We start from the raw sequence: 20035 nt of genomic DNA on the forward strand, positions 1-20035 counted from the left end.
ATGCTTCCTTACTGGTTGAGCAGGTCCGTCATCTCAGCGGCGGCGTCCTTCGTCGCGGTCGCGACGTCCTTCTGCCCGCTGAGGATGGCCTGGATCATGGAGTTGGTCGTCTTCTTCGCCTGGACGGCGCCGAAGTTCGGGGTGACCGGGACGGATGCTCCGCCGTCGACCATCTGCTCGGCGAACGGCGCCACGAGCGGGTCGGTCGAGGCGAGGGCCTCCTCCATCGCGGACTGGACGCCCGGGAAGTAGCCGGTCTCGTTCGACCACTGCTCGGCGAACTCGCCGGTGGTCATGAGCTTGACGAACTCCCACGCGAGGTCGGCGTTCTTGGTCGTGTTGAAGACCGAGAGGTGCGATCCGCCGAGCACGGACGGAGCGATGCCGCCGTCTTCGCCGGGGATGACCGCCGCGCCGATCTTGCCCTCGAGGTCGGGGGCCGCCTCGATGAGCGACTTCGGCGTCCACGAGCCCGAGAGCATCATGGCGACGTTGCCCTGCGTGAACGCGTCACGGAGGTCGGTCTCCTTCCAGGTGGTGGCACCTGCGGAGGAGAAGCCGTGCTCGGTCGCGAGACCGGTGTAGAAGCCGATGCCGGCCTGCGACTCGGTGCTGTCGAGCTCGCTGGTCCAGGTGTCGCCGTCCTTCGTGGCGATCTCTCCGCCCGCACCCCAGACCCAGGGGTAGACCTGGAACTCGGCGTCACCGGGAACCGGGAAGGGGAGCATGTCGGGCTTGGCGGCCTTGATCGCGTCGCCCGCGGCGATGATGTCGTCCCACGTCTTCGGAGCCTCGAGACCGAGTTCCTCGAACACGTCGGCACGGTAGACGAGCGAACGCACGCCGGCGTACCAGGGCATGCCGTAGAGCTCGTCGTCGTACGTGCCGGCGACCTCGAGACCCTCGACCAGGTCGTCGCGCAGGCCGTCTTCGGCGTCGACGTACTCGTCGAGCGGGAGGAGGGCGCCGGCGTCGGCGAACTCGGCGGTCCAGGTGGTGCCGGTCTCGGCGATGTCGGGGGTGGTGCCGCCGGCGATCGAGGTGACGAAGCGATCGTGCGCGTCAGCCCACTGGATCTCCTCGATGTTGACCGTCGCTCCGGTCTCCTCTTCGAAGGCCTCGGAGACCTTGTCGTAGAAGGCGGTGGAATCCGGGTTCGTGCCCTTCATGATCCAGACGGTGAGCTCCTGGCCCTCTCCGTCTGCTGCTCCGCCGTTGTCGCCGCCGCCGGCGCAGCCGGCCAGCGCGAGCGAAGCCACGGCGCCGAGCGCCACGACCGGAAGAATGCGCTTGTGCATCAGTGGATCTCCTCTTTGAAACGTCCTGGGGATGGACGAGTGGGTGCTCGCCCTGTCGAATAAGTATCTACGACTAACTAATTGCCTGCAAGTTTTTCACACGATCGTCACATGCTTGTGACAATCGTTTCCGTGGGGGCTTCACAGGCATCCTCCCGGGACCCTGACTATGCTCTCGGGATGCCTCGCGCCCGCCACCAGGACCGATCCACCGTCGCCCGACACGCCCCCCTCCCCACCCCGGGACCGTGGAAGGGCTTCCTCAAGATCGCGGGGATCAGCCTCGGCGTCGTGCTCGTCTCCGCCATCGCCGTCGGCGCCTTCGTCGTCGTCGACTACGTCAACCGCTTCAACGCCGACGCGGTCGCGCTCGAGGGCGCACCGGAGGTAGAGCCCCCGACGATCAGCGCGTTCCCCGGCGAGTTCAGCGTGCTGCTGGTCGGCACCGACGAGTGCGGCGAGGTGTCGGGCGGACTCCTCGGCGCGCGCTGCTCCGAAGCCGACGGCGGCATCCTCAACGACGTCAACCTCCTCGTGCACGTCTCGGCCGAGCCCCGCAACGTCACCGTCGTCTCCCTGCCTCGCGATCTCATGATCGAGACGCCCGAGTGCACGCGCGAGGACGGATCGATCGCATCGGCGACCAGCAAGACGCAGATCAACTCGATCTACCAGAACGCCGGACTGTCGTGCGTCGCGAAGACCATCACCGCCCTCAGCGGCATCGATATCCCGTTCGGCGCCCAGATCGACTTCGACGGCGTCATGGCGGTCACCGACGCGATCGGCGGCGTGGAGGTGTGCATCGGCGGCGACGGCATCCGCGACGAGGAGGCGGGCATCGACTACTGGGCCCCCGGCCCCCGGACCGTCTCGGGCTACGAAGCGCTGCAGTTCATCCGCACGCGCTACGGCGTCGGCGACGGCAGTGACATGGCGCGCGTCTCGAACCAGCAGCAGTACATGTCGCGACTGGTGAAGAAGATCCTCAGCGACGAGGTGCTCAGCGACCCGGGCAAGGTGCTCGGGCTCGCGAACACCGTCGCCGACAACATCACCCCCAGCACCGAGCTCGGCAACCCGGTGCGGATCGCGCAGCTCGCCCTGTCGATCAAGGACGTGCCGTTCAGTGACTTCGTCTTCGCGCAGTACCCGGTGTTCGAGGACCCGGACGACAGCGACCGCGTCATCCCGAACTACGACGCCGCCGACACGCTCTGGACGGCCCTCGCCGCAGGGCAAGCCGTGCAGCTCACCGGCGACGCGACCAACAACGGCGGCGTCGAGGTCGTCGACCCGGGCACCCCGACCGACCCCGGCACCGACGCCGGCACCGCCCCCTCCACCGACGCGCCGGCGACCGGGACCCCGGCGCCGCGCGCCACCCTCGACCCGAGCATCTCGGGACAGACCGCCGAACAGGAGACCTGCACCAACGGTCGCCAGCGCTGACCCGTACGGCCCGAGCGCGTAGGCTCGCAGGCATGGGACGGATGCGCGCACGCTACACCGAGCATCCGCAGGCGAAGCTCGACCACGGCGGCGTCGCCACCATCGCCCCCTCGGAGTTCACGAGCGGATTCGAGCTCGTCGTCGACGGCACCCCGCAGTCGCACGTCGACCTCGACGACCCGACGCACCTGCACTTCGAGTACATCGCGCGTATGGGCGCCGTGATCGATCAGCTGCCCGCCGGACCTCTCACCGCCGTGCACCTCGGCGCCGGCGCACTGACCGTGCCGCGCTACATCGATGCGACCCGTCCGGGCTCGCGGCAGCAGGTGATCGAGTGGGAGGCGCCCCTCGCGGCGCTCGTGCGCGACCATCTGCCCCTGCCGAAGGGCGCGTCGATCCGCCTGCGCATCGGGGACGCGCGCGAGGGCGTGCAGAAGCTCCCCTCCGCGTTGACCGGCGCCTGCGGCCTCGTCGTCTCGGACGTCTACTCCGGCGCGCAGACCCCGGCGCACCTCACCAGCGTGGAGTTCTACCGCGAGGTCGCGCAGCTGCTCTCCCCGGGAGGGGTGCTGCTCGTCAACGTCGCCGACGGTCCCGGGCTCGCCTTCGCCCGCCGACAGGTCGCGACCGTCGCCGCGGTGCTGCCCGAGGTCGCGGTGCTCGCCGACACCCAGGTGCTCAAGGGACGCCGGTTCGGCAACCTCGTGGTCGCGGCATCCGCTTCCCCCCTGCCCACCGAGTGGCTCCCGCGACTGCTCGCCGCAGGCCCCCACCCCGCGAAGATCGCCCAGGGCGCCGAGGTGAAGACGTTCGTTCAGGGCGCGCACATCGTCACCGATGCGGATGCCGTGGCCTCTCCGCGACCCGACGCCTCGCTCTTCCTGCGCTGATCCGCATCCGGGATGGAGGCGTGCGGGCGTGCCGACCCGACGACCGCACGAACGGCATGCAGACTGGACGGGAACGCTGCGGAAGGAGAGCAATGAGTTTCATCCGGGGATACGACCGGGAGAACCTCCGCGAGCTGGTCGATATCGACGAGTGCGCGGTGCGGCTCGAAGAGATCGAGGATCAGCGCAGCCTTCCCGCTCTGCTGGAGCGCGTGTGGCTGCTGAAGGTTTTGGGACGTCTCGACGAGGCGCTCACCCTCGCCGAGACGACCGTGCGGCAGGCCCGCATGGCGGGCACCCGCAAGGACGTGTTGCGCGCTCGCGTGCTGCGCGCGACGGTGCAGCAGTTCCGCGGAGCGCACGCCGCCGCCGAGCAGGAGCTCGCCGCGTGCGCCGAGGAGGCCGAGGGTCAGGGCTGGATCACCGTCGCCGCGTTCGCCCACCAGCACCGCGGCAAGAACGCGTTCGACGCCGGTGACTTCGACACCGCGCGCGACAGCTTCAAGCAGTCGCTGTTCCTGCGCCGCGAGGCCGGCGCCGCCGATCGCGAGCTCGAGGTCACCCTGCTGGCGATCGAAGCGACCGAGCGACGCCGTCCGTCGCAGCTCGTCGCCGGTTGAGCGTGCGCCGAGCCGTTCGCCCGGGTGTCGGTGGCATGGCTTAGCCTGAGCGCATGGCGGATCTCGACCGTGTGCGCATCTGGGGTGACGCGCTTCTGACGATGTACCTCGACGACTCCTGGTCGTTCGGCTTCGACCATGCCAAGCGTCGCGCGGGGCAGTGCGATTACACGAAGAAGCGCATCACCGTGTCGCGCTACCTCGCGGCGCGGTTCGACGACGACGAGATCCACCAGGTGCTCCTGCACGAGGTCGCCCATGCCCTCGCCGGGCACGCCGCCGCGCACGGCCCGACCTGGAAGCGCGTGGCACGCGACCTCGGCTACGTCGGCGGCACCACGCACCGCGGCGAGACCGCCGTCGAACTCGCGCCATGGATCGGGCGCTGCCCCGCCGGGCACGAGACGTTCCGGCATCGCCGTCCGACTCGGGCCACCTCGTGCGCCCAGTGCTCGCGCACCTTCGACGAGCGTTACCTCTTCTCGTGGACGCGGCGCGAGATCACCGCCGACGCGAAGCTCGCCGCGCAGTCGCCGCGCTAGGCCATCAGAGAGCGCGCGGGCCGTCGCTCGCGCTCTCCGGGGCTGCCGTCCCCTCCGCGTCGTGGTCCGAGCGGGTCGCGACCCGCGACCCGTCCGTCGCTGCCCGGGAGGCGCGCCCGCGGCGCAGGAGAGCCGTGACCGCGCGCCACCCCACGAGCAGCACGCCGAGGGTCAGCGTCGCGACGATGATGAACGCGAACTGAGCGGTGTCGCCCGTCGCCACGCGCAGCAGCATGCCGCCGGCGACGGTCACGACCCAGACGACCACCCCCCACAGCACCGACCACGGGCGCCGCGGACGACCGGGCAACAGCGCAGCGAGAACGTGACCGACGATCAGTGCGACCAGGAACGGCCAGGCCGTGAGCAGAAATCCGGCGGGGCTCTCGTCGTGCGAGGCGCGGCCGATCACGGCGAAGATCAGAACCAGCACGGCGTCGACGATGACTGCGGGGAGGAACCTCATGCCCCGACCCTACGCTCGTGCCCCGCGCACGCGGTGCTGCCCCCGGGCGTGCCGCGGGAGCATCCGCCCTGGTATGCCCGCCGGATCTCGCAGATCGGCCGCACCTCGCAGCGATTCCCCTCGACCCGTGCGAAACGGATGCGGATCTGCGAGATTCCGCCGGTTGTCTCAGGCGAAGGCCGTGAACACCCGGTCGCGGAGCACGGGGACCGCCGAGACGGCGTCGAGACGGGATGCCGCGGCGACCGCGTCGGCATCGGCAGTGTCGCGCGCCGAGCCGCTCGCCGAGACCAGGTGCCCGAGCGCGCGGCGCAGAGCGCGGAATCCCTCGGCCGCGACCGCCGCGTCGGGCGACGTGTGATCGATGCCGAGGTCGGTGAGCGCGGCGATGATCGCTCCCGCGGCGAGGTGGTCCTCGACCGCGAAGCGCACGTCGTTCGAGCCGTCGCGCTCCCCCGCGGCGATGAGCGCGACCGAGGTGCGTGCCTGCCGCTGCTCCTGAAGGGAGTGCACGGTGCGTGCGACCGCGGCGGCATTGCGGATGCCTCCGACCAGCACCGTCGCTCCCCCGGCGGCGGCGGTCACCGCGAGCGCCGGGGCGACCGAATCCGTCGACCACACGGCCGTTTCAGCCAGTTCGATCGCTGCACCCTCGGCGACGGCATCCGCCAGCTTCGACGAGAAGTGCAGCACATCGACGATCACGACCACGTCCGCCTCGGCGAGCCGCGCCAGACCGGCGAGCCCCCAGTCGAGACGGACCTGGTAGGTGGACTGATCGAACGGCGACGGCATCCGTCCAGCCTATTCCGCACGTGAGAGGTCGAGACACGCCGCACGCTCCCCCGAGCGTGCGGCGTGTCTCGACCCCTCAGCGGGCAGGTCAGTCGGCTGCCAGCGCCTCGACCGGCGCGACCCGCGTCGCGAGTCGGGTCGGCGTCGCCGCGGCCACGAGCGTCAGCACCGCCGTCGCGACGACGATGATCACGACCGGCACCCACGGCACCTGCGGGGCGACGAGCCCGGCGGGCGTGAAGTCGGGCAGCACCGGCACCGAGCCGAGCAGCGACTGCGCGGCGATCCACCCGTAGGCGACGCCGAGTACCAGTCCCGCGAGCGTCGCGGCCACCGTGATGTGCGTGGCCTCGAGCAGCACCATCCGGCGCACCTGCGCGTTCGACAGCCCGATCGACCGCAGCAGTCCGAGCTCGCGGCGCCGCTGCACCACACCGATCGTGAGCAGATTGACGAGACCGACGGCGGCGATCACGGCCGAGACGGCGACCAGCACCATCATGATCGAGGCGAAGGCGTCGAACGGCGCGAAGAACTCCGGCGGCACCTCCTCGGAGGTCTGATTCATCATCAGCCGTTTCGCCGACTCGAGGGCGACCGCGAACATCGTCACGAGCGTGACCCCCATCACGACGCCGATCGCCATGCGCGAAGAACGCTCGGGATACCGCAGGGCGTTCTCGGCGGCGAGGCGGGCGGTGGCGCTGGATCCGAACGTCCGCCCGACCAGGCGCAGCACCGGCGGCATGAACAGCACCGAGCCGAGCGCGAGTCCCGTGAACGAGAGCAGACCTCCCAGGAACGCGACGACCACCCCGAGCGGCGTCACGAGCCCGACCACCACACCACCCGCGAGCAGGGCGGCCCCGGCGATCAGCAGTACCCAGGCGCCGACATGACGCCCCGCCCTGCCCGACACCTCGTCGTGGGCGCGCTCGACCGATCCGCCGATCGCCTGCAGGGGCGTCACCGTGAGCACGCGTCGTGAGCCGACCCACGCCGCGACCCAGGTCGTCAGCGCGACGCCCACGGCGGGGAGCACCAGGAACGGTTGCGCGAGCGTGAAGTCCGAGGGCACGTTGGCGATCAGCATCTGGCCGATCTGCACTCCGAGCGCTGCGACCGCGACCCCCACGACCACCCCCGTGATCGCGCCGATCACACCGACCACGAGTCCCTGTCGGCCCACCTCCGCACGCTGCGAGCGCGCGGTCGCCCCGATCAGACGCATGAGCGCGATCTGCCGGGTGCGTCCGGCGATGATCGTGGAGAACGTGTTGGCGGTGACGATCGCGGCGACGTACATCGCGACCGCGGTGAGCAGCACCGAGAGGATGGCGACGACGATCGCGAGCGTCTCGCTGTCTCCGATGAACGGGTCGGCCTGCAGCACCGCGCCGATGAACGCCGTCACCTCGACGAGGATCACCCCGAACGCGGCCGACAGCGCGGCGACCAGGATGCTGGCGCCCATGCCCCGGTCGCGCAACCACGCGAGCCGTGGAGCCGTGGCGGTCGTCTCGGGCACCACGGTGCCGATCACGGAGCCGGAGGCCGTGCCGACGGCGGTCATGCCGACACCTCTGCGGCGAGCATGTAGGCCGAGATCTCCTCGGCGGTCTGGCGCGGGTGGTCGGCGACGATGCGGCCGTCACCGAGGTAGAGAACGCGGTCGGCGTGGCTGGCCGCGATGGCGTCGTGGGTGACCATCGCGATGGACTGGCCGTGCTCGCGGCTGGCGGTCTGGAGCAGCTGGAGCACCTCGCGTCCGGTCTTCGAGTCGAGGTTGCCCGTGGGCTCATCGGCGAAGACGAGGTCCGGAGCGGTGGCGAGCGCGCGGGCGATCGCCACGCGCTGCTGCTGCCCGCCCGAGAGCTGGTGCGGACGGTGACGCAGGCGCGAGCCCAGGCCCAGGGTCTCGACGAGCCCGTCGATGCGCGCGCGCTCCAGCGCACTCGGTCGGCGTCCGTCGAGCTCGAACGGCAGGAGGATGTTGCCGAGGGCGTCGAGCGTGGGAACCAGGTTGAACGCCTGGAAGATGAACCCCACGCGCCGACGGCGAAGGATCGTGAGGTCGAGGTCGCCGAGACCCGTGATCTCGGTGTCGCCGATGAACGCGCGCCCCTCGGTCGGGGTGTCGAGGCCGGCCATGATGTGCATGAGCGTCGACTTGCCCGAGCCCGACGGGCCCATGATCGCGGTGAACTGACCGCGGCGGATGCCGACGCTGACGTCGTCGAGCGCCCGCACGACTCCCTCGCCGGAACCGTAGGTCTTCTTCAGGTGCTGGACGCGGGCGGCGAGGCCCAGGTCGGTGGTCGTGATCTCCATGTCTCCGACGCTACGGACCAGGTGCGGTCGCGGTCGTCGCCCGGCGGATGCATCCGCCTCCCCCTGAAGGATGATCCCGCGGACGCCGCAGGGAGGATGCCGGCGCGCAGCGCTCAGGCGGGGCTGTGCTCAGGCGAGGCCGTGCTCAGGCGAGGCCGTGCTCGAACGCGAACACGACGAGCTGCACGCGGTCGCGCAGGCTGAGCTTGGAAAGGATGCGGCTGATGTGCGTCTTGACGGTCGCCTCGCTGAGGAACTCGCGCGTCGCGATCTCGCCGTTCGAGAGGCCGCGTGCGGCGAGCGCGAAGATCTCCCGTTCGCGGTCGGTGAGGTCGGCGAACTGCGGAGGCACCGGGGTCGGCGCATCCGCGAAGTGCGCGAACAGTTCTCGGGTGGCGGATGCCGCGATCACGCTCGAGCCCGCATGCACGGTGCGCACGGCGGCGAGCAGGAACTCGGGGTCGGCGTCCTTCAAGAGGAATCCGCTCGCCCCCTGGCGGATGGCCCGCGCCGCGGCCTCGTCGAGGTCGAAGGTCGTCAGCATCACGATGCGCGGCGCGTCGGGGCGCTGGAGGATCTCGGCGGTCGCCGTGAGGCCGTCCATGACCGGCATCCGGATGTCCATGAGCACGACGTCGGGACGGGTCTGCTGCACGACGTCGAGCGCCTCGCGCCCGTCTCCGGCCTCGCCCACGACCTCGAGGTCGGGCTGGGAGGCGATCAGCATCCGCACACCGGCGCGGAACAGCGACTGGTCGTCGACGAGGACGACTCTGATCATGACGGGACTCCGATCGGCAGCATGCCGTAGACGTGGAACTGCGCTCCCCGGCGCTCGGCATGCAGACTACCGCCGACCAGCTGGGCGCGCTCGCGCATGCCGATCAGTCCGTGTCCGCCCTGCCCGAGCTGCACGGCGGCGGGGCCCGGTGCGACGGCGTTCACCACCCGGATCTCGACCCGATCGGACAACCAGGCCAGGTGCACGTCGACCGCACCGTCGCCGTGGCGGATCGCGTTCGTGAGAGCCTCCTGCAGGATGCGGTACACCGCGAGTTGGATGGCCGCGGGAGGCTCTCCCGGGGGCATGGGGTCGACCGTGATCCGGGGTTCGACGCCGGCATGCCGCACCTGGGCGAAGAGCGTCTCGAGGTCGGCGAGCGTGGGCTGCGGTCCGTCGCCCTGACGGTGGCGCAGTTGGGTGAGGAGCATCCGTACGTCCGACAGCGCGCCGCGGGCGGTCTGCGCGATCGTGCCCAGCGCCTCGGTCGCCATCTCTGGCTTCGCGGCGGCGGCGTAGCGCGCTCCGTCGGCCTGCGCGATCACGACGGCGAGCGAGTGCGCGACCACGTCGTGCATGTCGCGGGCGATGCGCACGCGCTCCTGCTCCTCGGCGGCGACGGTCTCGGCCTGCGCGCGCGCCACCTGCGTGGCCCGACCTGCGAGGATGACCCGCCAGAGCAGGCCCGCTCCCCACGCCATCACCATGGCCAGCACGAACAACGAGCCGAGCAGCACGGAGGTGAGTGCGGCGCGCATCACACTCGCCGCGTCGGTGATCAGCTCGCCCGACCACGCCAGCCCGAAGTACGCGCCGCCGACGAGCCCGCCGCCGAGCGCCGATGCACCGCCGAGCCACAGCAGTCGCCTGCTCCCCCAGGCAGCCGTCGCGAACAGCACGACCAGCACGCCGAAGTCGAAGGGCACGGGGGGCAGGCCCGCGGCCATCTGGAGGAGTGCGCCGACCCACGCGACGCCGAGGGCCAGAGCCGGGGACAGACGCGAGATCGCGGCGGCGCCCCAGACGATCGCTCCGACGACGAGGTAGGCCGTGACCGACCACCCGCCGTCGACGATCCAGACGCTGAGGCCGCCCGAGCCCGGCACGAGGGGGATGCCGACCGTGAGACCGAAACCGATGACCGCGCCGACGATGTCGAGGGCGAGCCAGGTGCGGGAGACGGGACGGAACACGCTCTCACGCTACGCGAGCAGAAGGCGCGCCGCGTCCGTCTGAGGATGTATCCCGAGGGCGACGGGCCGTCAGGCTCGGGCGATGATCTCGCCGTGCGGCACGAGGTACCAGCCGTCACCGGCATCCGCCCATCGCTTCCAGGCGTCGCTGATCGCCCCCAGTTCGGAGGGGCGCGCGAGACCGCCGTCGACGAGCTGGCGGGCGAGCGCCGATTCGAGGATGCGGTCGGCCCACATGCCGCCCCACCACGCGCGCTCCTCGGGGGTCGCGTAGCACCAGGTGGATGCCGTCGCCGTGACGTCGTCGAAGCCCGCGGCGCGCGCCCACGAGAGCAGGCGTCGCCCGGCGTCGGGCTCTCCGCCGTTCGCCCGGGCCGCCGCACGGTACAGCCGCAGCCACTCGTCGAGTTCGGGCAGCAGCGGAAACCAGATGAATCCGGCGTAGTCGGCGTCGCGCGCCGCGACGATGCCGCCCGGCACGGTGACCCGGCGCATCTCGCGCAGGGCCTGCACCGGATCGCCGACGTGTTGCAGCACCTGGTGCGTGTGCACGATGTCGAAGCTGTCGTCGGCGAACGAGAGCGCGTGCACGTCTTCGATCGAGAAGTCGACGTTCGTGAGGCCGCGATCCGCGATGAGGTTCTGTGACAGCGCGAGCGCGCTCGCGTCGATCTCGGTCGCCGTCACGTGCGCGACGACGGTCGCGAAGTCGGCCGTGATGCTGCCCGGCCCGGCGCCGACGTCGAGGAGACGGGTGGTCGGATCGAGGTGCGGGCGAAGGTACTCCGCGGAGTTCGCGATCGTGCGGGAGCTGTGCGAACGGAGGACGGTCTCGTGATGTCCGTGCGTGTACGTGGCCATGCCCCAGTGTGGCACGGCCCGGGCCCGCGCCCCGCTCAGTCCAGCTCGGCGGCGATGCGCCGGATCGCCTCGCGGTCGGGCTTGCCGGAGGCGAGCGTCGCGATCTCGTCGACGAGGATCAGGCGCGCCGGACGCGCATGTTTGCCGAGCGCCTCGGCGACGGCGTCGCGCGCGTGCACGAGCTGATCGGATTCGCTGCGACGCAGCACCTCGCCCCGGGCGGCGACGATGACGGATGCCTCGCCCCACCGCTCGTCGTCGATGCCGACCACCACGGCCTGATGGAGGCCCGGCACCTGACGCACGATCCGCTCGACGCGATCGAGGGAGATGTTGATGCCGCCCGACACGATGACGTTGTCGGCGCGACCGTGGACCCGCACGACCCGGTTCTCGACCAGGCCGAGGTCGCCCGTGCGGTACCAGCGGATGCCGTGCTCGTCGCGCACGAACATCCGCGATGTGAGTTCGTCGTCGCCGAGATAGCCGTCGGCGAGCATGGGTCCCGCCATGCGGAGTTCGCCGTCGACCGTGCGCACCGAAACGGTGTCGAGCGGGACGCCGTCGTAGACGCATCCGCCGCTGGTCTCGGTGGAGCCGTAGGTGCGCACGAGGCGCACGCCCAGATCGGATGCGCGCTCCCGCAGCGGCTCGGGAAGGGACTGCCCGCCGACCAGGATCGCGCGATAGGCCTGCAGCGCGGCGCGCGCGGCGACGTCACCGGCGGCATCCAGCAGCGTCGCCACCTGCGCCGGCACGAGCGAGGTGTACAACGCCTCGTCGCCGTGTCGCAGCATCGACAGGGTGGCGTGCGCGAACGCCTCGGGCGAGAACCTGCCGGACAGCGCCACCGGTTCGGTGCCCGCCAGGATCGACCGCACGAGCACCTGGAGCCCGGCGACGTATCCCGTCGGAAGAGCGAGCAGCCAGCGGCCCGACCCGATACGGTCGGCGGTCGCCTCGGCACTCGTGCGCAGCGCCTCGGCGCTCAGCGCCACGCGCTTCGGGATGCCGCTCGATCCGGAGGTCGCGATCACGACGGCCGTTCCCACCGGCACCCGATCCGGCACGTCGGCGAGCATACCGAAGCCGAGCGCCGGACCCCCGTCGAGCGCCCGCCGCAGCGCGACACTCAGCGGCTGCGGATCATCGGCCTCGATCGGGATCAGCGCGGTCATGACGGTGCCTCAGTAGTGCCAGGGGAACGACGACCAGTCGGGATCACGCTTCTCGAGGAACGAATCGCGCCCCTCGACGGCCTCGTCGGTGCCGTAGGCGAGACGCGTCGCCTCGCCCGCGAAGACCTGCTGTCCGACGAGTCCGTCGTCGACGGCGTTGAACGCGAACTTGAGCATGCGAATGGCGGTCGGCGACTTGGTCAGCACGGTGCGGGCCATCGCGAGAGCTTCGCGCTCGAGCTCGGCGTGCGGCACCACGCGGTTGACGGCGCCCATCTCGTAGGCGCGCTGCGCCGAGTACTCCTCGGCGAGGAAGAACACCTCGCGGGCGATCTTCTGCCCGGTCTGGCGCGCCATGTACGCGGACCCGTACCCGGCGTCGAAGCTGCCGACGTCGGCATCCGTCTGCTTGAAGCGTCCGTGCTCGGCGCTGGCGATCGTGAGGTCGCAGACCACGTGCAGCGAATGTCCGCCCCCCGCCGCCCATCCGGGCACGACCGCGATGACGACCTTCGGCATGAAACGGATCAGGCGCTGCACCTCGAGGATGTGCAGGCGGCCCAACGAGGCGGGGGACGGAGAAGCCTGGGTCCCTGTGTCTCCGCCCTGGGTCGCTGAGCCTGTCGGAGCGTCGGAGTACTTGTACCCGTCGCGCCCCCGGATGCGCTGGTCGCCGCCCGAGCAGAACGCCCATCCGCCGTCCTTCGCGCTGGGGCCGTTGCCCGTGAGCAGCACCGCGCCGATGCGCGGGTCCTGACGGGCGATGTCGAGCGCACGATAGAGCTCGTCGACCGTGTGGGGGCGGAAGGCGTTGCGCACCTCCGGCCGGTGGAAGGCGATGCGCGCGATGCCTCCGTCGTTCGAGACGTGGGCCGTGATGTCGGTGTAGTCCTCGGCGCCGGGCGCGAGCTGCCACTCGGCGGGGTCGAACAGGTCGGAGACGAATGCGCTGGTCACGCTTCCACCCTATTCCCGCGCGCACCGCGGTTCCCGTCGCACCGCTGTCGGAAGGATCGGGCCGGACCGACGGAAAGGGCGACGCGGACGGCGGCGGGAGACGAGAATGAGATCCATGACGCCCGAACTCAGCGAGATCCTCTCCACCGCCCGCGTGGTCGCCCTGCCGATGCACACGCGATTCCGCGGCGTCGACACCCGGGAGGCGCTCCTCTTCGAGGGCCCCGAAGGATGGGCCGAGTTCTCGCCCTTCACCGAATATGCGGATGCCGAGGCCGCCACCTGGCTCGCCGCGGCGATCGACTTCGCCTGGCGCCCGCAGCCCGCGCCCCTTCGCGACGGCATCCGCGTCAACGCCACGATCCCGGCGGTCGAGGCCGCCCGCGTAGCCGAGGTGCTCGCGCGCTTCGCCGGATGCCGGACCGCCAAGGTCAAGGTCGCCGAACCCGGTCAGACGCTCGCCGACGACATCGCTCGCGTGCGCGCCGTGCGCGACGCGATGGGACCGGAGGGTCGCATCCGCATCGATGCCAACGGCCTCTGGAACCTCGACGAGGCCGAGCACGCCGTGCACGCGCTCAACGAGTTCGACCTCGAATACGTCGAGCAGCCGTGCGCGACGGTCGAGGAGCTCGCCGAGCTGCGCACCCGCGTGAAGTACCTGGGCATCCCGGTCGCCGCCGACGAGAGCATCCGAAAGTCGTCGGACCCACTGGCCGTGGCGCGCGCCGGCGCCGCCGACCTCATCGTCGTGAAGGCGCAGCCGCTCGGCGGAGTCACCCACGCCCTCCAGATCATCGCCGCGACCGGGCTTCCGGCGGTCGTGTCGAGCGCCCTCGACACCGCCGTCGGGCTCTCGCAGGGCGCCGCCCTCGCCGCCGCCCTCCCCCACCTCGACCACGATTGCGGCCTCGGCACGGCATCGCTCTTCCTCGACGACGTCGCCGACCGTCGCCCCCGCGACGGGGTGATCCCCGCCGACCGCGTCACCCCCGACGGTGCGGCGCTCGACCGCCTCGCCGCCGGCGTTGACCGACGCGACTGGTGGCTCGCCCGCCTCGAACGCAGCTTCCGGGTGCTCGACGAGAACTGAGACCCGTCAGGCCAGGAGCAGATCGACCAGTCGACCCAGCTCCTCGCTGCCCGCGCGGCGCAGCTGGGCGTCGTCCTGTCCGGCCATCGCACCGCGCACCGTCATGCCCTCCCAGACGATCATGAGGATGCGGCCGGCCACCTCGGCCGGCACCCGCAATCGCAGCCCCGCAGCGTCGACGATGTCACTGACGATTCGAGCGATGCTGCCGACCATCTCGCGCTCCTGCGCCAGGTACGCCGCTCCGAACTGCGCATCCCGGAGCGCGCGGATTCGAATCTCGCTCATGAGCATCACGCCCATGCGATCGTCGCTGCCGGAGTCCATCACCTTCTGCAGCAGGTCGGTCGGATCGCAGCCGGGTACCAGGCCGCCCTCGTCGGTGATCTCGGTCACGCGCTCGCGCACCGCGTTCACACGCGTCTCCGCGACACGACCGGCGAGCATCAGGAAGAGCTCGTCCTTCGACTCGAAGTTCGAGTAGAACGCCCCGCGCGTGAAGCCGGCGCGCTCGCAGACCGCCTCGACCGAGGCGCCGTCGAGGCCGACCTCCGCGAAGAGCTGCTCGGCGGCCTCGAGCAGGCGGGCGCGCGTGTTCTCACGACTCCGGGTTGCCGGTATCGACATCGAAACCTCCTGGTGTTCGCGATCGTGACGATTCTCACACCCCGCACACAGATTTCCGAATGCGGGCGACCTTACGATACAGGTATGTATTGGATACACCTGTGTATCCACCTCATCCCCCATCCTCCGGAGGAACCCGCGTGTCCACTCTTCTGTCCTCTCTCGGTCGCTGGTCGTTCCGGCACCCCTGGCGCGTGCTCGCCTCGTGGCTGCTCGTGCTCGGCCTCGCCGGCACGGGGGCACTCGTGCTCGGCTCCGGCACGGACAACACGTTCTCGATCCCCGGCACCGAATCGCAAGCCGGCCTCGAGCAGCTCTCGCGCTCGTTCCCCCAGGTGAGCGGCACGAACGCGCAGTTCGTCGTCGTCGCCGCCGACGGCGATCAGGTCTCCGACGACGACTATCGCGCGCACATCGAGGACGCTGTCGACGAACTCGGTGGCATCGACGACGTGCTCGCCGTCACATCGCCCTACGACGAGATGGTCGACGGCATGATCAACGACGACGACACCGCCGCGATCGTGCGCCTGCAGTTCGACGGTCAGTCGACCGACGTCTCGGAGGCGACCAAGGACGAACTGAGCGCCGCGGTCGACGATCTCCGCACGGCGTTGCCGGACGGCTCGCAGACCGCACTCGGCGGCGACCTCTTCGCGACCGAGATCCCGGGCATCACGCCGACCGAAGCGGTCGGCCTCATCATCGCGCTCCTCGTGCTCATCGTCACGTTCCGCTCGTTCGTGGTCGCCGGTCTCCCCCTGCTCACCGCCATCCTCGGCGTCGGGATCTCGATGGCGGGCATCTTCGCCGCCACCGCCTTCGCCACCGTCTCGTCGACCACCCCGCTCCTCGCCCTCATGCTGGGCCTGGCCGTCGGCATCGACTACGCGCTGTTCATCATGGCTCGACATCAGGATCAGGTGCGCGCCGGCATCGACCCCGAGGAATCGGCATCCCGGGCCGTCGGCACCGCCGGCTCGGCCGTCGTCTTCGCCGGGATCACCGTGCTCATCGCCCTGATCGGGCTCGGCTTCGCCGGCATCCCGTTCCTGACGACGATGGGCATCGCCGCCTCCGTCGCCGTCGCGATCGCCGTGGCCATCGCGGTCACCCTCACTCCCGCCGTGCTCGGCTTCATGAAGGGCCGCATCGTCGGCCGCCCCCGGCGGGAGCGCGCCGCGACGAAGAAGGACGGATCCGCGCGCGCCCCCCGCCGGGCGTTCAGCGAGCGCTGGGTCGGCGGCGTGACGAAGCATCCGGTGCTCGTGTCGATCGCCGTCGTGCTCGGCCTCGGCGTCGTCGCGGTGCCCGCCCTCAGCCTCGACCTCGCCCTCCCCAACGCCGGCGTGCTGCCGAAGGACTCCGAGGCCCGGCAGAGCTACGACATCGTGGGCGAGGAGTTCGGTCCCGGCTTCAACGGCCCGCTCATCCTGACCGGCACGATCGTGACCTCCACCGATCCGGTCGGGCTGATGGACGACCTCGGCGACGCGGTCGCGAAGATCGACGGGGTGAAGGACGTCGCGCTCTCGACCCCGAACGAGACGGCCGACACCGGCATCGTGCAGATCATCCCCGAGACCGCGCCCGACGACCCCGCCACCGCCGACCTCGTGCGCGAACTTCGCTCGCACCACGACGAGTGGCTCGACGAGTTCGGCATCGACCTCAAGGTCACCGGGTTCACGGCGGTCGGGATCGACATCTCCGACCAGCTCGGAGGCGCTCTGCTGCCCTTCGGGATCTTCGTGATCGGGCTGTCGCTCGTGCTCCTCACCATCGTGTTCCGCTCGCTGTGGGTGCCCGTGACGGCGGCCCTCGGCTACCTGCTCTCGATCGTCGCCGCCTTCGGCGTGGTCGGCGCGGTGTTCGAGTGGGGCTGGTTCGCCGATCCGCTGCACGTCGCGAAGGTCGGCCCGATCATCAGCTTCATGCCGATCGTGCTCATGGGCGTGCTCTTCGGCCTCGCGATGGACTACCAGGTCTTCCTCGTCTCGCGCATGCGCGAGGACTTCGTGCACGATCGCGCCTCGCGCTCCGCCTCGCGCGCCGAACGCCGGGCCGCCGCGCAGCGCGCCGTCCGGACCGGGTTCACGGGTTCGGCGAAGGTCGTGACCGCGGCCGGGCTCATCATGTTCGCCGTGTTCGTCGCGTTCGTGCCCGAGGGCGATTCGTCGCTCAAACCGATCGCGCTCGGCCTCGCCTCCGGCATCGCGATCGACGCATTCCTCGTGCGCATGACGCTCATCCCCGCCCTCATGGCGATCCTCGGCGAACACGCCTGGCAGATTCCGGCCTGGCTCGAGCGCATCCTCCCCCGCGTCGACATCGAGGGTGAAGCCGTCGAGCGCGAACGCCATCTGGCCGAGTGGCCGGGCGACGGCTCGGTCGTCGCGGCGGAGGAGCTCACGGTGAGCACCGACGCTCCGGTCGTGCGAGCCGTCACGTTCCGCATCGGGCCGGGAGAGGCGTTGATCGCGACCGGTGGCGACGCCCGCGAGCGCCGGACCCTCGCTCTCGCCGTCGCCGGCCGGGTCTCCGCCGACGAGGGGCGCCTCCGCGTCGCCGGTCACCTCCTCCCCGGGCGCGCCGCCTGGGTGCGTGCGCACGTCGGCTGCGTGATCGTCGACTATGCGGATGCCGCGCTCGACGACCTCGCCGAGGCCCTGCGCGGGCGCTCCGAGGTCGTGGTCGTCGACGGGATCGACCGACTGTCCGGAGGGCGACGCGACCAGGTGACGGCGATGCTGCGGGATGCCGCGGCCACCCGTTCCCTCACCGTCTTCGCCACGGCATCCGATGCGGCGACCGCCCGCACGATCCTCGCGGAGGCCGGCTGGCCCGACGCGAACCTTCTCGACACCCGCGCCCCTCGTCGGGCGACCGCAACCACCGAGGTGACCGCATGACCCTCCCCATCGAGCGCGCACGCTCCCGCAAGCCCATCACGTGGCTGACGATCCTCGGCATCCTGCTGCTGCCGGCGGCGATCGGCGGCATCCTCGTCACGGCGCTGCAGAATCCGACCGAGCGTCTGGACTCCATGACCGCCGCGATCGTGAACCTCGACGAGCCGGTCGAGATCGACGGACAGGTCACGCCCCTCGGGCGCCAGCTCGCGTCCGGGCTCGTGGAGGGGTCGGACGACCTCGACTCGAACCTCACCTGGGTGATCTCCAACGAGGACGACGCCGCCGAAGGACTCGCGAACGGCGACTACCAGGCGGTCATCACCATTCCCGAGGACTTCTCGTCGGCGGCCACCTCGGCCGGGCGCACGGTCTCGGAGGGCGAGGGCACGCCCGAGAAGGCGACGATCGAGGTCACGACGCCCGATGACGGCCTGGTCGCCGATGACCTCATCACGGGTCAGATCGCGAACGTCGCCGCCTCCACCCTGGGCACGACGCTGTCGGAGGCCACCACCGAGAACATCCTGGTCGGATTCACGACGATCGGTGATCAGATCGGTGAGGCCGCATCCGGTGCACTCGACCTCGCGAACGGCGCACGGGGTGCCGCGACGGGTGCCGCCGCGATCCCCGACGGCGCCACCCAGCTCGCGACCGGCGCAGCCGACCTCGGCACCGGCGCCACGTCGCTGGCGACCGGTCTCGACACGATCGCCGCGAACACGCGCGAGATCGCCGCCGGGGCGGGCGAGCTCGGGTCTGGGCTGACGGCGGGTGCGGCCGATCTGGAGGCGCAGGGGATCGTGCCGGCCGAGTTGACGGACGGTGCCTCGAAGGTGGCCACAGGCATCCAGGGCTACGCAAAGAGTTGCCAGCCCGAGGTGTTCGGTGAGCAGTATTGCAACGGCTTGGTGGAACTTGCTGAGGGCGCCGCGGGGACCGCAGCCGGTATCCAGGGCGTGGCGACGCAGGCACCGGCGACGATCGCCGCGCAACTGCGTGAAGCGGGAGCCGGCGCCAGCCAGATCGCCACCGGCCTCAACCAGCTCGCCAGCGAGGGCGTCGACCAGTCCGCCGCGGGAGCCCGCGCCCTGGCGACGGGCGCCGGCCAGCTCTCCAGCGGCGCGACCGAACTCGCGACCGGAGCCACCGAACTCGCGACGGGCCTCGACACTCTCGCGACCGGGGCGGGCGATCTCGCCGGCGGTCTGCGCACGGCATCCGATTCGCTCCCCTCGTTCAGCGACTCCGAGTCGACGTCGATCGCCTCGGCGATCGCCGACCCGGTCGAGTCGACCTCGTCGATGGACACGATCTTCGGCCCGACCGCCATCCCGCTGCTCGCCGCGGTGGTGCTGTGGTTCGGCGGACTCGCCTCGTTCATCGTGATGCGCGCGCACACCGCCCGCACCCTCACGTCGCGCCGCCCGTCGGCCTCGCTCGCGCTGCGCGCCTTCTGGCCCGCCGCACTCATCGGCGCCGGCCAGGGCCTGCTGGTGTCGATCATCGTGCAGTTCGTCGCCTCGTACGACGCCGGCGCCTGGTGGACGTTCGCCGGAACCGCCGTGCTCGCGGGCATCGTCTTCGCCGCGGTCAACCAGGCGCTCGTCGCGATCTTCGGCGGCATCGGGCGCTGGGTCAGCGCACTGATCGGCGTGCTGGCCGTCGCCACCGGTGTGATCTCGACCGTGCCGGACTGGCTCGCGGGGCTCGGCGCCGCACTGCCCACCGCCCCGGCATTCACGGGCCTCATCGCGGGGAGCGGATCCGCCGTCGCGGGTCTCGTTGTGTGGGGTGTGCTCGCCCTCGTCGCGACGACCATTGCGGTCGCCCTGCGCCGCACGACCTCGGCGAAAGCGGTGCTCGCGACCTGAGCCGCGGCATCCGCCGGCCCCTTCGCACACCCCGTCCGCACAACTTCGGAGTCTTGACGAGACACGCCGCCCCCGCCCCGTCCCCCACGGCGCGCCATGCCGAAACTCCGAACTTGTGCGGGAGAAGGGCGCGAAAACGGAGACCACCGGCGGCCCGCA

18 protein-coding genes are annotated in these 20035 nt (G+C 70.9%); 7 read left to right on the forward strand and 11 right to left on the reverse strand.

What is annotated here, in order from left to right; all coding sequences use genetic code 11:
* Nucleotides 1-8: 8 nt before the first annotated feature.
* The gene (locus ACIPVN_RS06355) at nucleotides 9-1298 is read right to left on the reverse strand and encodes a sugar ABC transporter substrate-binding protein (RefSeq protein ID WP_400440947.1); all 1290 of its coding nucleotides are present in this window, start codon (nucleotides 1296-1298) and stop codon (nucleotides 9-11) included.
* Nucleotides 1299-1478: 180 nt separating this feature from the next.
* Between ACIPVN_RS06355 and ACIPVN_RS06360 the strand changes: the two genes are divergently transcribed.
* The 4 genes from ACIPVN_RS06360 to ACIPVN_RS06375 all read left to right on the forward strand — a co-directional run bounded on the left by ACIPVN_RS06360 (nucleotide 1479) and on the right by ACIPVN_RS06375 (nucleotide 4805).
* Nucleotides 1479-2750, forward strand: coding sequence for an LCP family protein (locus ACIPVN_RS06360; protein WP_400440950.1), 1272 nt, complete (start codon nucleotides 1479-1481; stop codon nucleotides 2748-2750).
* A 32-nt stretch (nucleotides 2751-2782) separates the two neighbouring features.
* Complete coding sequence (locus ACIPVN_RS06365) at nucleotides 2783-3643, forward strand: spermidine synthase (RefSeq protein WP_400440952.1); 861 nt, start codon at nucleotides 2783-2785, stop codon at nucleotides 3641-3643.
* Between the two features lie 92 nt (nucleotides 3644-3735).
* On the forward strand, nucleotides 3736-4263 hold the full coding sequence (locus ACIPVN_RS06370; protein ID WP_400440954.1) for a hypothetical protein: 528 nt from the start codon (nucleotides 3736-3738) through the stop codon (nucleotides 4261-4263).
* 53 nt (nucleotides 4264-4316) lie between these two features.
* Nucleotides 4317-4805: a SprT-like domain-containing protein gene (locus tag ACIPVN_RS06375; RefSeq protein ID WP_400440956.1), complete on the forward strand. Its 489-nt coding sequence runs from the start codon at nucleotides 4317-4319 to the stop codon at nucleotides 4803-4805.
* 4 nt (nucleotides 4806-4809) lie between these two features.
* On the opposite strand, the gene ACIPVN_RS06380 is transcribed toward ACIPVN_RS06375, so the two are convergent.
* The 9 genes from ACIPVN_RS06380 to ACIPVN_RS06420 form a co-directional block, all read right to left on the reverse strand.
* Entirely contained in the window at nucleotides 4810-5271 is a 462-nt protein-coding gene (locus ACIPVN_RS06380) for a DUF3054 domain-containing protein (protein ID WP_400440959.1), read from the reverse strand.
* Nucleotides 5272-5439: 168 nt separating this feature from the next.
* Entirely contained in the window at nucleotides 5440-6066 is a 627-nt protein-coding gene (locus ACIPVN_RS06385; RefSeq protein WP_400440962.1) for a 2-phosphosulfolactate phosphatase, read from the reverse strand.
* Between the two features lie 88 nt (nucleotides 6067-6154).
* Nucleotides 6155-7639, reverse strand: a complete 1485-nt coding sequence (locus ACIPVN_RS06390) for an FtsX-like permease family protein (RefSeq protein ID WP_400440965.1) — start codon at nucleotides 7637-7639, stop codon at nucleotides 6155-6157.
* Entirely contained in the window at nucleotides 7636-8397 is a 762-nt protein-coding gene (locus ACIPVN_RS06395; protein ID WP_400440967.1) for an ABC transporter ATP-binding protein, read from the reverse strand. Before ACIPVN_RS06395 ends, ACIPVN_RS06390 begins: the two co-directional genes overlap by 4 nt.
* 145 nt (nucleotides 8398-8542) lie before the next feature.
* Complete coding sequence (locus tag ACIPVN_RS06400) at nucleotides 8543-9178, reverse strand: response regulator transcription factor (RefSeq protein ID WP_247623233.1); 636 nt, start codon at nucleotides 9176-9178, stop codon at nucleotides 8543-8545.
* Nucleotides 9175-10371: a sensor histidine kinase gene (locus ACIPVN_RS06405; protein ID WP_400440970.1), complete on the reverse strand. Its 1197-nt coding sequence runs from the start codon at nucleotides 10369-10371 to the stop codon at nucleotides 9175-9177. The genes ACIPVN_RS06400 and ACIPVN_RS06405 overlap by 4 nt, the downstream gene beginning before the upstream one ends.
* Nucleotides 10372-10440: 69 nt before the next feature.
* Nucleotides 10441-11232 carry a class I SAM-dependent methyltransferase gene (locus tag ACIPVN_RS06410; RefSeq protein ID WP_400440973.1) on the reverse strand — a complete coding sequence of 264 codons (792 nt, stop codon included), beginning with the start codon at nucleotides 11230-11232 and terminating at the stop codon, nucleotides 10441-10443.
* A gap of 35 nt (nucleotides 11233-11267) precedes the next feature.
* Entirely contained in the window at nucleotides 11268-12410 is a 1143-nt protein-coding gene (locus ACIPVN_RS06415) for an AMP-binding protein (protein WP_400440976.1), read from the reverse strand.
* Between the two features lie 9 nt (nucleotides 12411-12419).
* Nucleotides 12420-13367 (reverse strand): 1,4-dihydroxy-2-naphthoyl-CoA synthase, encoded by a 948-nt coding sequence (locus ACIPVN_RS06420; protein ID WP_400440979.1) that lies wholly within the window; start codon nucleotides 13365-13367, stop codon nucleotides 12420-12422.
* Between the two features lie 115 nt (nucleotides 13368-13482).
* On the opposite strand from ACIPVN_RS06420, the gene ACIPVN_RS06425 reads away from it, so the two are divergent.
* Nucleotides 13483-14460, forward strand: coding sequence for an o-succinylbenzoate synthase (locus ACIPVN_RS06425; protein WP_400440981.1), 978 nt, complete (start codon nucleotides 13483-13485; stop codon nucleotides 14458-14460).
* A 6-nt stretch (nucleotides 14461-14466) separates the two neighbouring features.
* On the opposite strand, the gene ACIPVN_RS06430 is transcribed toward ACIPVN_RS06425, so the two are convergent.
* The gene (locus ACIPVN_RS06430; protein ID WP_400440984.1) at nucleotides 14467-15087 is read right to left on the reverse strand and encodes a TetR/AcrR family transcriptional regulator; all 621 of its coding nucleotides are present in this window, start codon (nucleotides 15085-15087) and stop codon (nucleotides 14467-14469) included.
* A gap of 140 nt (nucleotides 15088-15227) precedes the next feature.
* Between ACIPVN_RS06430 and ACIPVN_RS06435 the strand changes: the two genes are divergently transcribed.
* Together ACIPVN_RS06435 and ACIPVN_RS06440 are read left to right on the forward strand one after the other, a co-directional pair.
* Nucleotides 15228-17999: an efflux RND transporter permease subunit gene (locus ACIPVN_RS06435; RefSeq protein WP_400440986.1), complete on the forward strand. Its 2772-nt coding sequence runs from the start codon at nucleotides 15228-15230 to the stop codon at nucleotides 17997-17999.
* A complete protein-coding gene (locus tag ACIPVN_RS06440; protein WP_400440989.1) occupies nucleotides 17996-19876 on the forward strand; it encodes a YhgE/Pip family protein in 1881 nt (626 codons plus the stop codon). Before ACIPVN_RS06435 ends, ACIPVN_RS06440 begins: the two co-directional genes overlap by 4 nt.
* Nucleotides 19877-20035 lie beyond the last annotated feature (159 nt).

Source organism: Microbacterium sp. NPDC090003 (assembly GCF_044748385.1).
Taxonomy (GTDB): Bacteria; Actinomycetota; Actinomycetes; order Actinomycetales; family Microbacteriaceae; genus Microbacterium.

Bases quoted from the DNA above. Each gene is read 5' to 3' on its own strand.
- ACIPVN_RS06355 (WP_400440947.1), bottom strand. From the start codon at position 1,298: ATGCACAAGCGCATTCTTCCGGTCGTGGCGCTCGGCGCCGTGGCTTCG.
- ACIPVN_RS06360 (WP_400440950.1), top strand. From the start codon at position 1,479: ATGCCTCGCGCCCGCCACCAGGACCGATCCACCGTCGCCCGACACGCC.
- ACIPVN_RS06365 (WP_400440952.1), top strand. From the start codon at position 2,783: ATGGGACGGATGCGCGCACGCTACACCGAGCATCCGCAGGCGAAGCTC.
- ACIPVN_RS06370 (WP_400440954.1), top strand. From the start codon at position 3,736: ATGAGTTTCATCCGGGGATACGACCGGGAGAACCTCCGCGAGCTGGTC.
- ACIPVN_RS06375 (WP_400440956.1), top strand. From the start codon at position 4,317: ATGGCGGATCTCGACCGTGTGCGCATCTGGGGTGACGCGCTTCTGACG.
- ACIPVN_RS06380 (WP_400440959.1), bottom strand. From the start codon at position 5,271: ATGAGGTTCCTCCCCGCAGTCATCGTCGACGCCGTGCTGGTTCTGATC.
- ACIPVN_RS06385 (WP_400440962.1), bottom strand. From the start codon at position 6,066: ATGCCGTCGCCGTTCGATCAGTCCACCTACCAGGTCCGTCTCGACTGG.
- ACIPVN_RS06390 (WP_400440965.1), bottom strand. From the start codon at position 7,639: ATGACCGCCGTCGGCACGGCCTCCGGCTCCGTGATCGGCACCGTGGTG.
- ACIPVN_RS06395 (WP_400440967.1), bottom strand. From the start codon at position 8,397: ATGGAGATCACGACCACCGACCTGGGCCTCGCCGCCCGCGTCCAGCAC.
- ACIPVN_RS06400 (WP_247623233.1), bottom strand. From the start codon at position 9,178: ATGATCAGAGTCGTCCTCGTCGACGACCAGTCGCTGTTCCGCGCCGGT.
- ACIPVN_RS06410 (WP_400440973.1), bottom strand. From the start codon at position 11,232: ATGGCCACGTACACGCACGGACATCACGAGACCGTCCTCCGTTCGCAC.
- ACIPVN_RS06415 (WP_400440976.1), bottom strand. From the start codon at position 12,410: ATGACCGCGCTGATCCCGATCGAGGCCGATGATCCGCAGCCGCTGAGT.
- ACIPVN_RS06425 (WP_400440981.1), top strand. From the start codon at position 13,483: ATGACGCCCGAACTCAGCGAGATCCTCTCCACCGCCCGCGTGGTCGCC.
- ACIPVN_RS06430 (WP_400440984.1), bottom strand. From the start codon at position 15,087: ATGTCGATACCGGCAACCCGGAGTCGTGAGAACACGCGCGCCCGCCTG.
- ACIPVN_RS06440 (WP_400440989.1), top strand. From the start codon at position 17,996: ATGACCCTCCCCATCGAGCGCGCACGCTCCCGCAAGCCCATCACGTGG.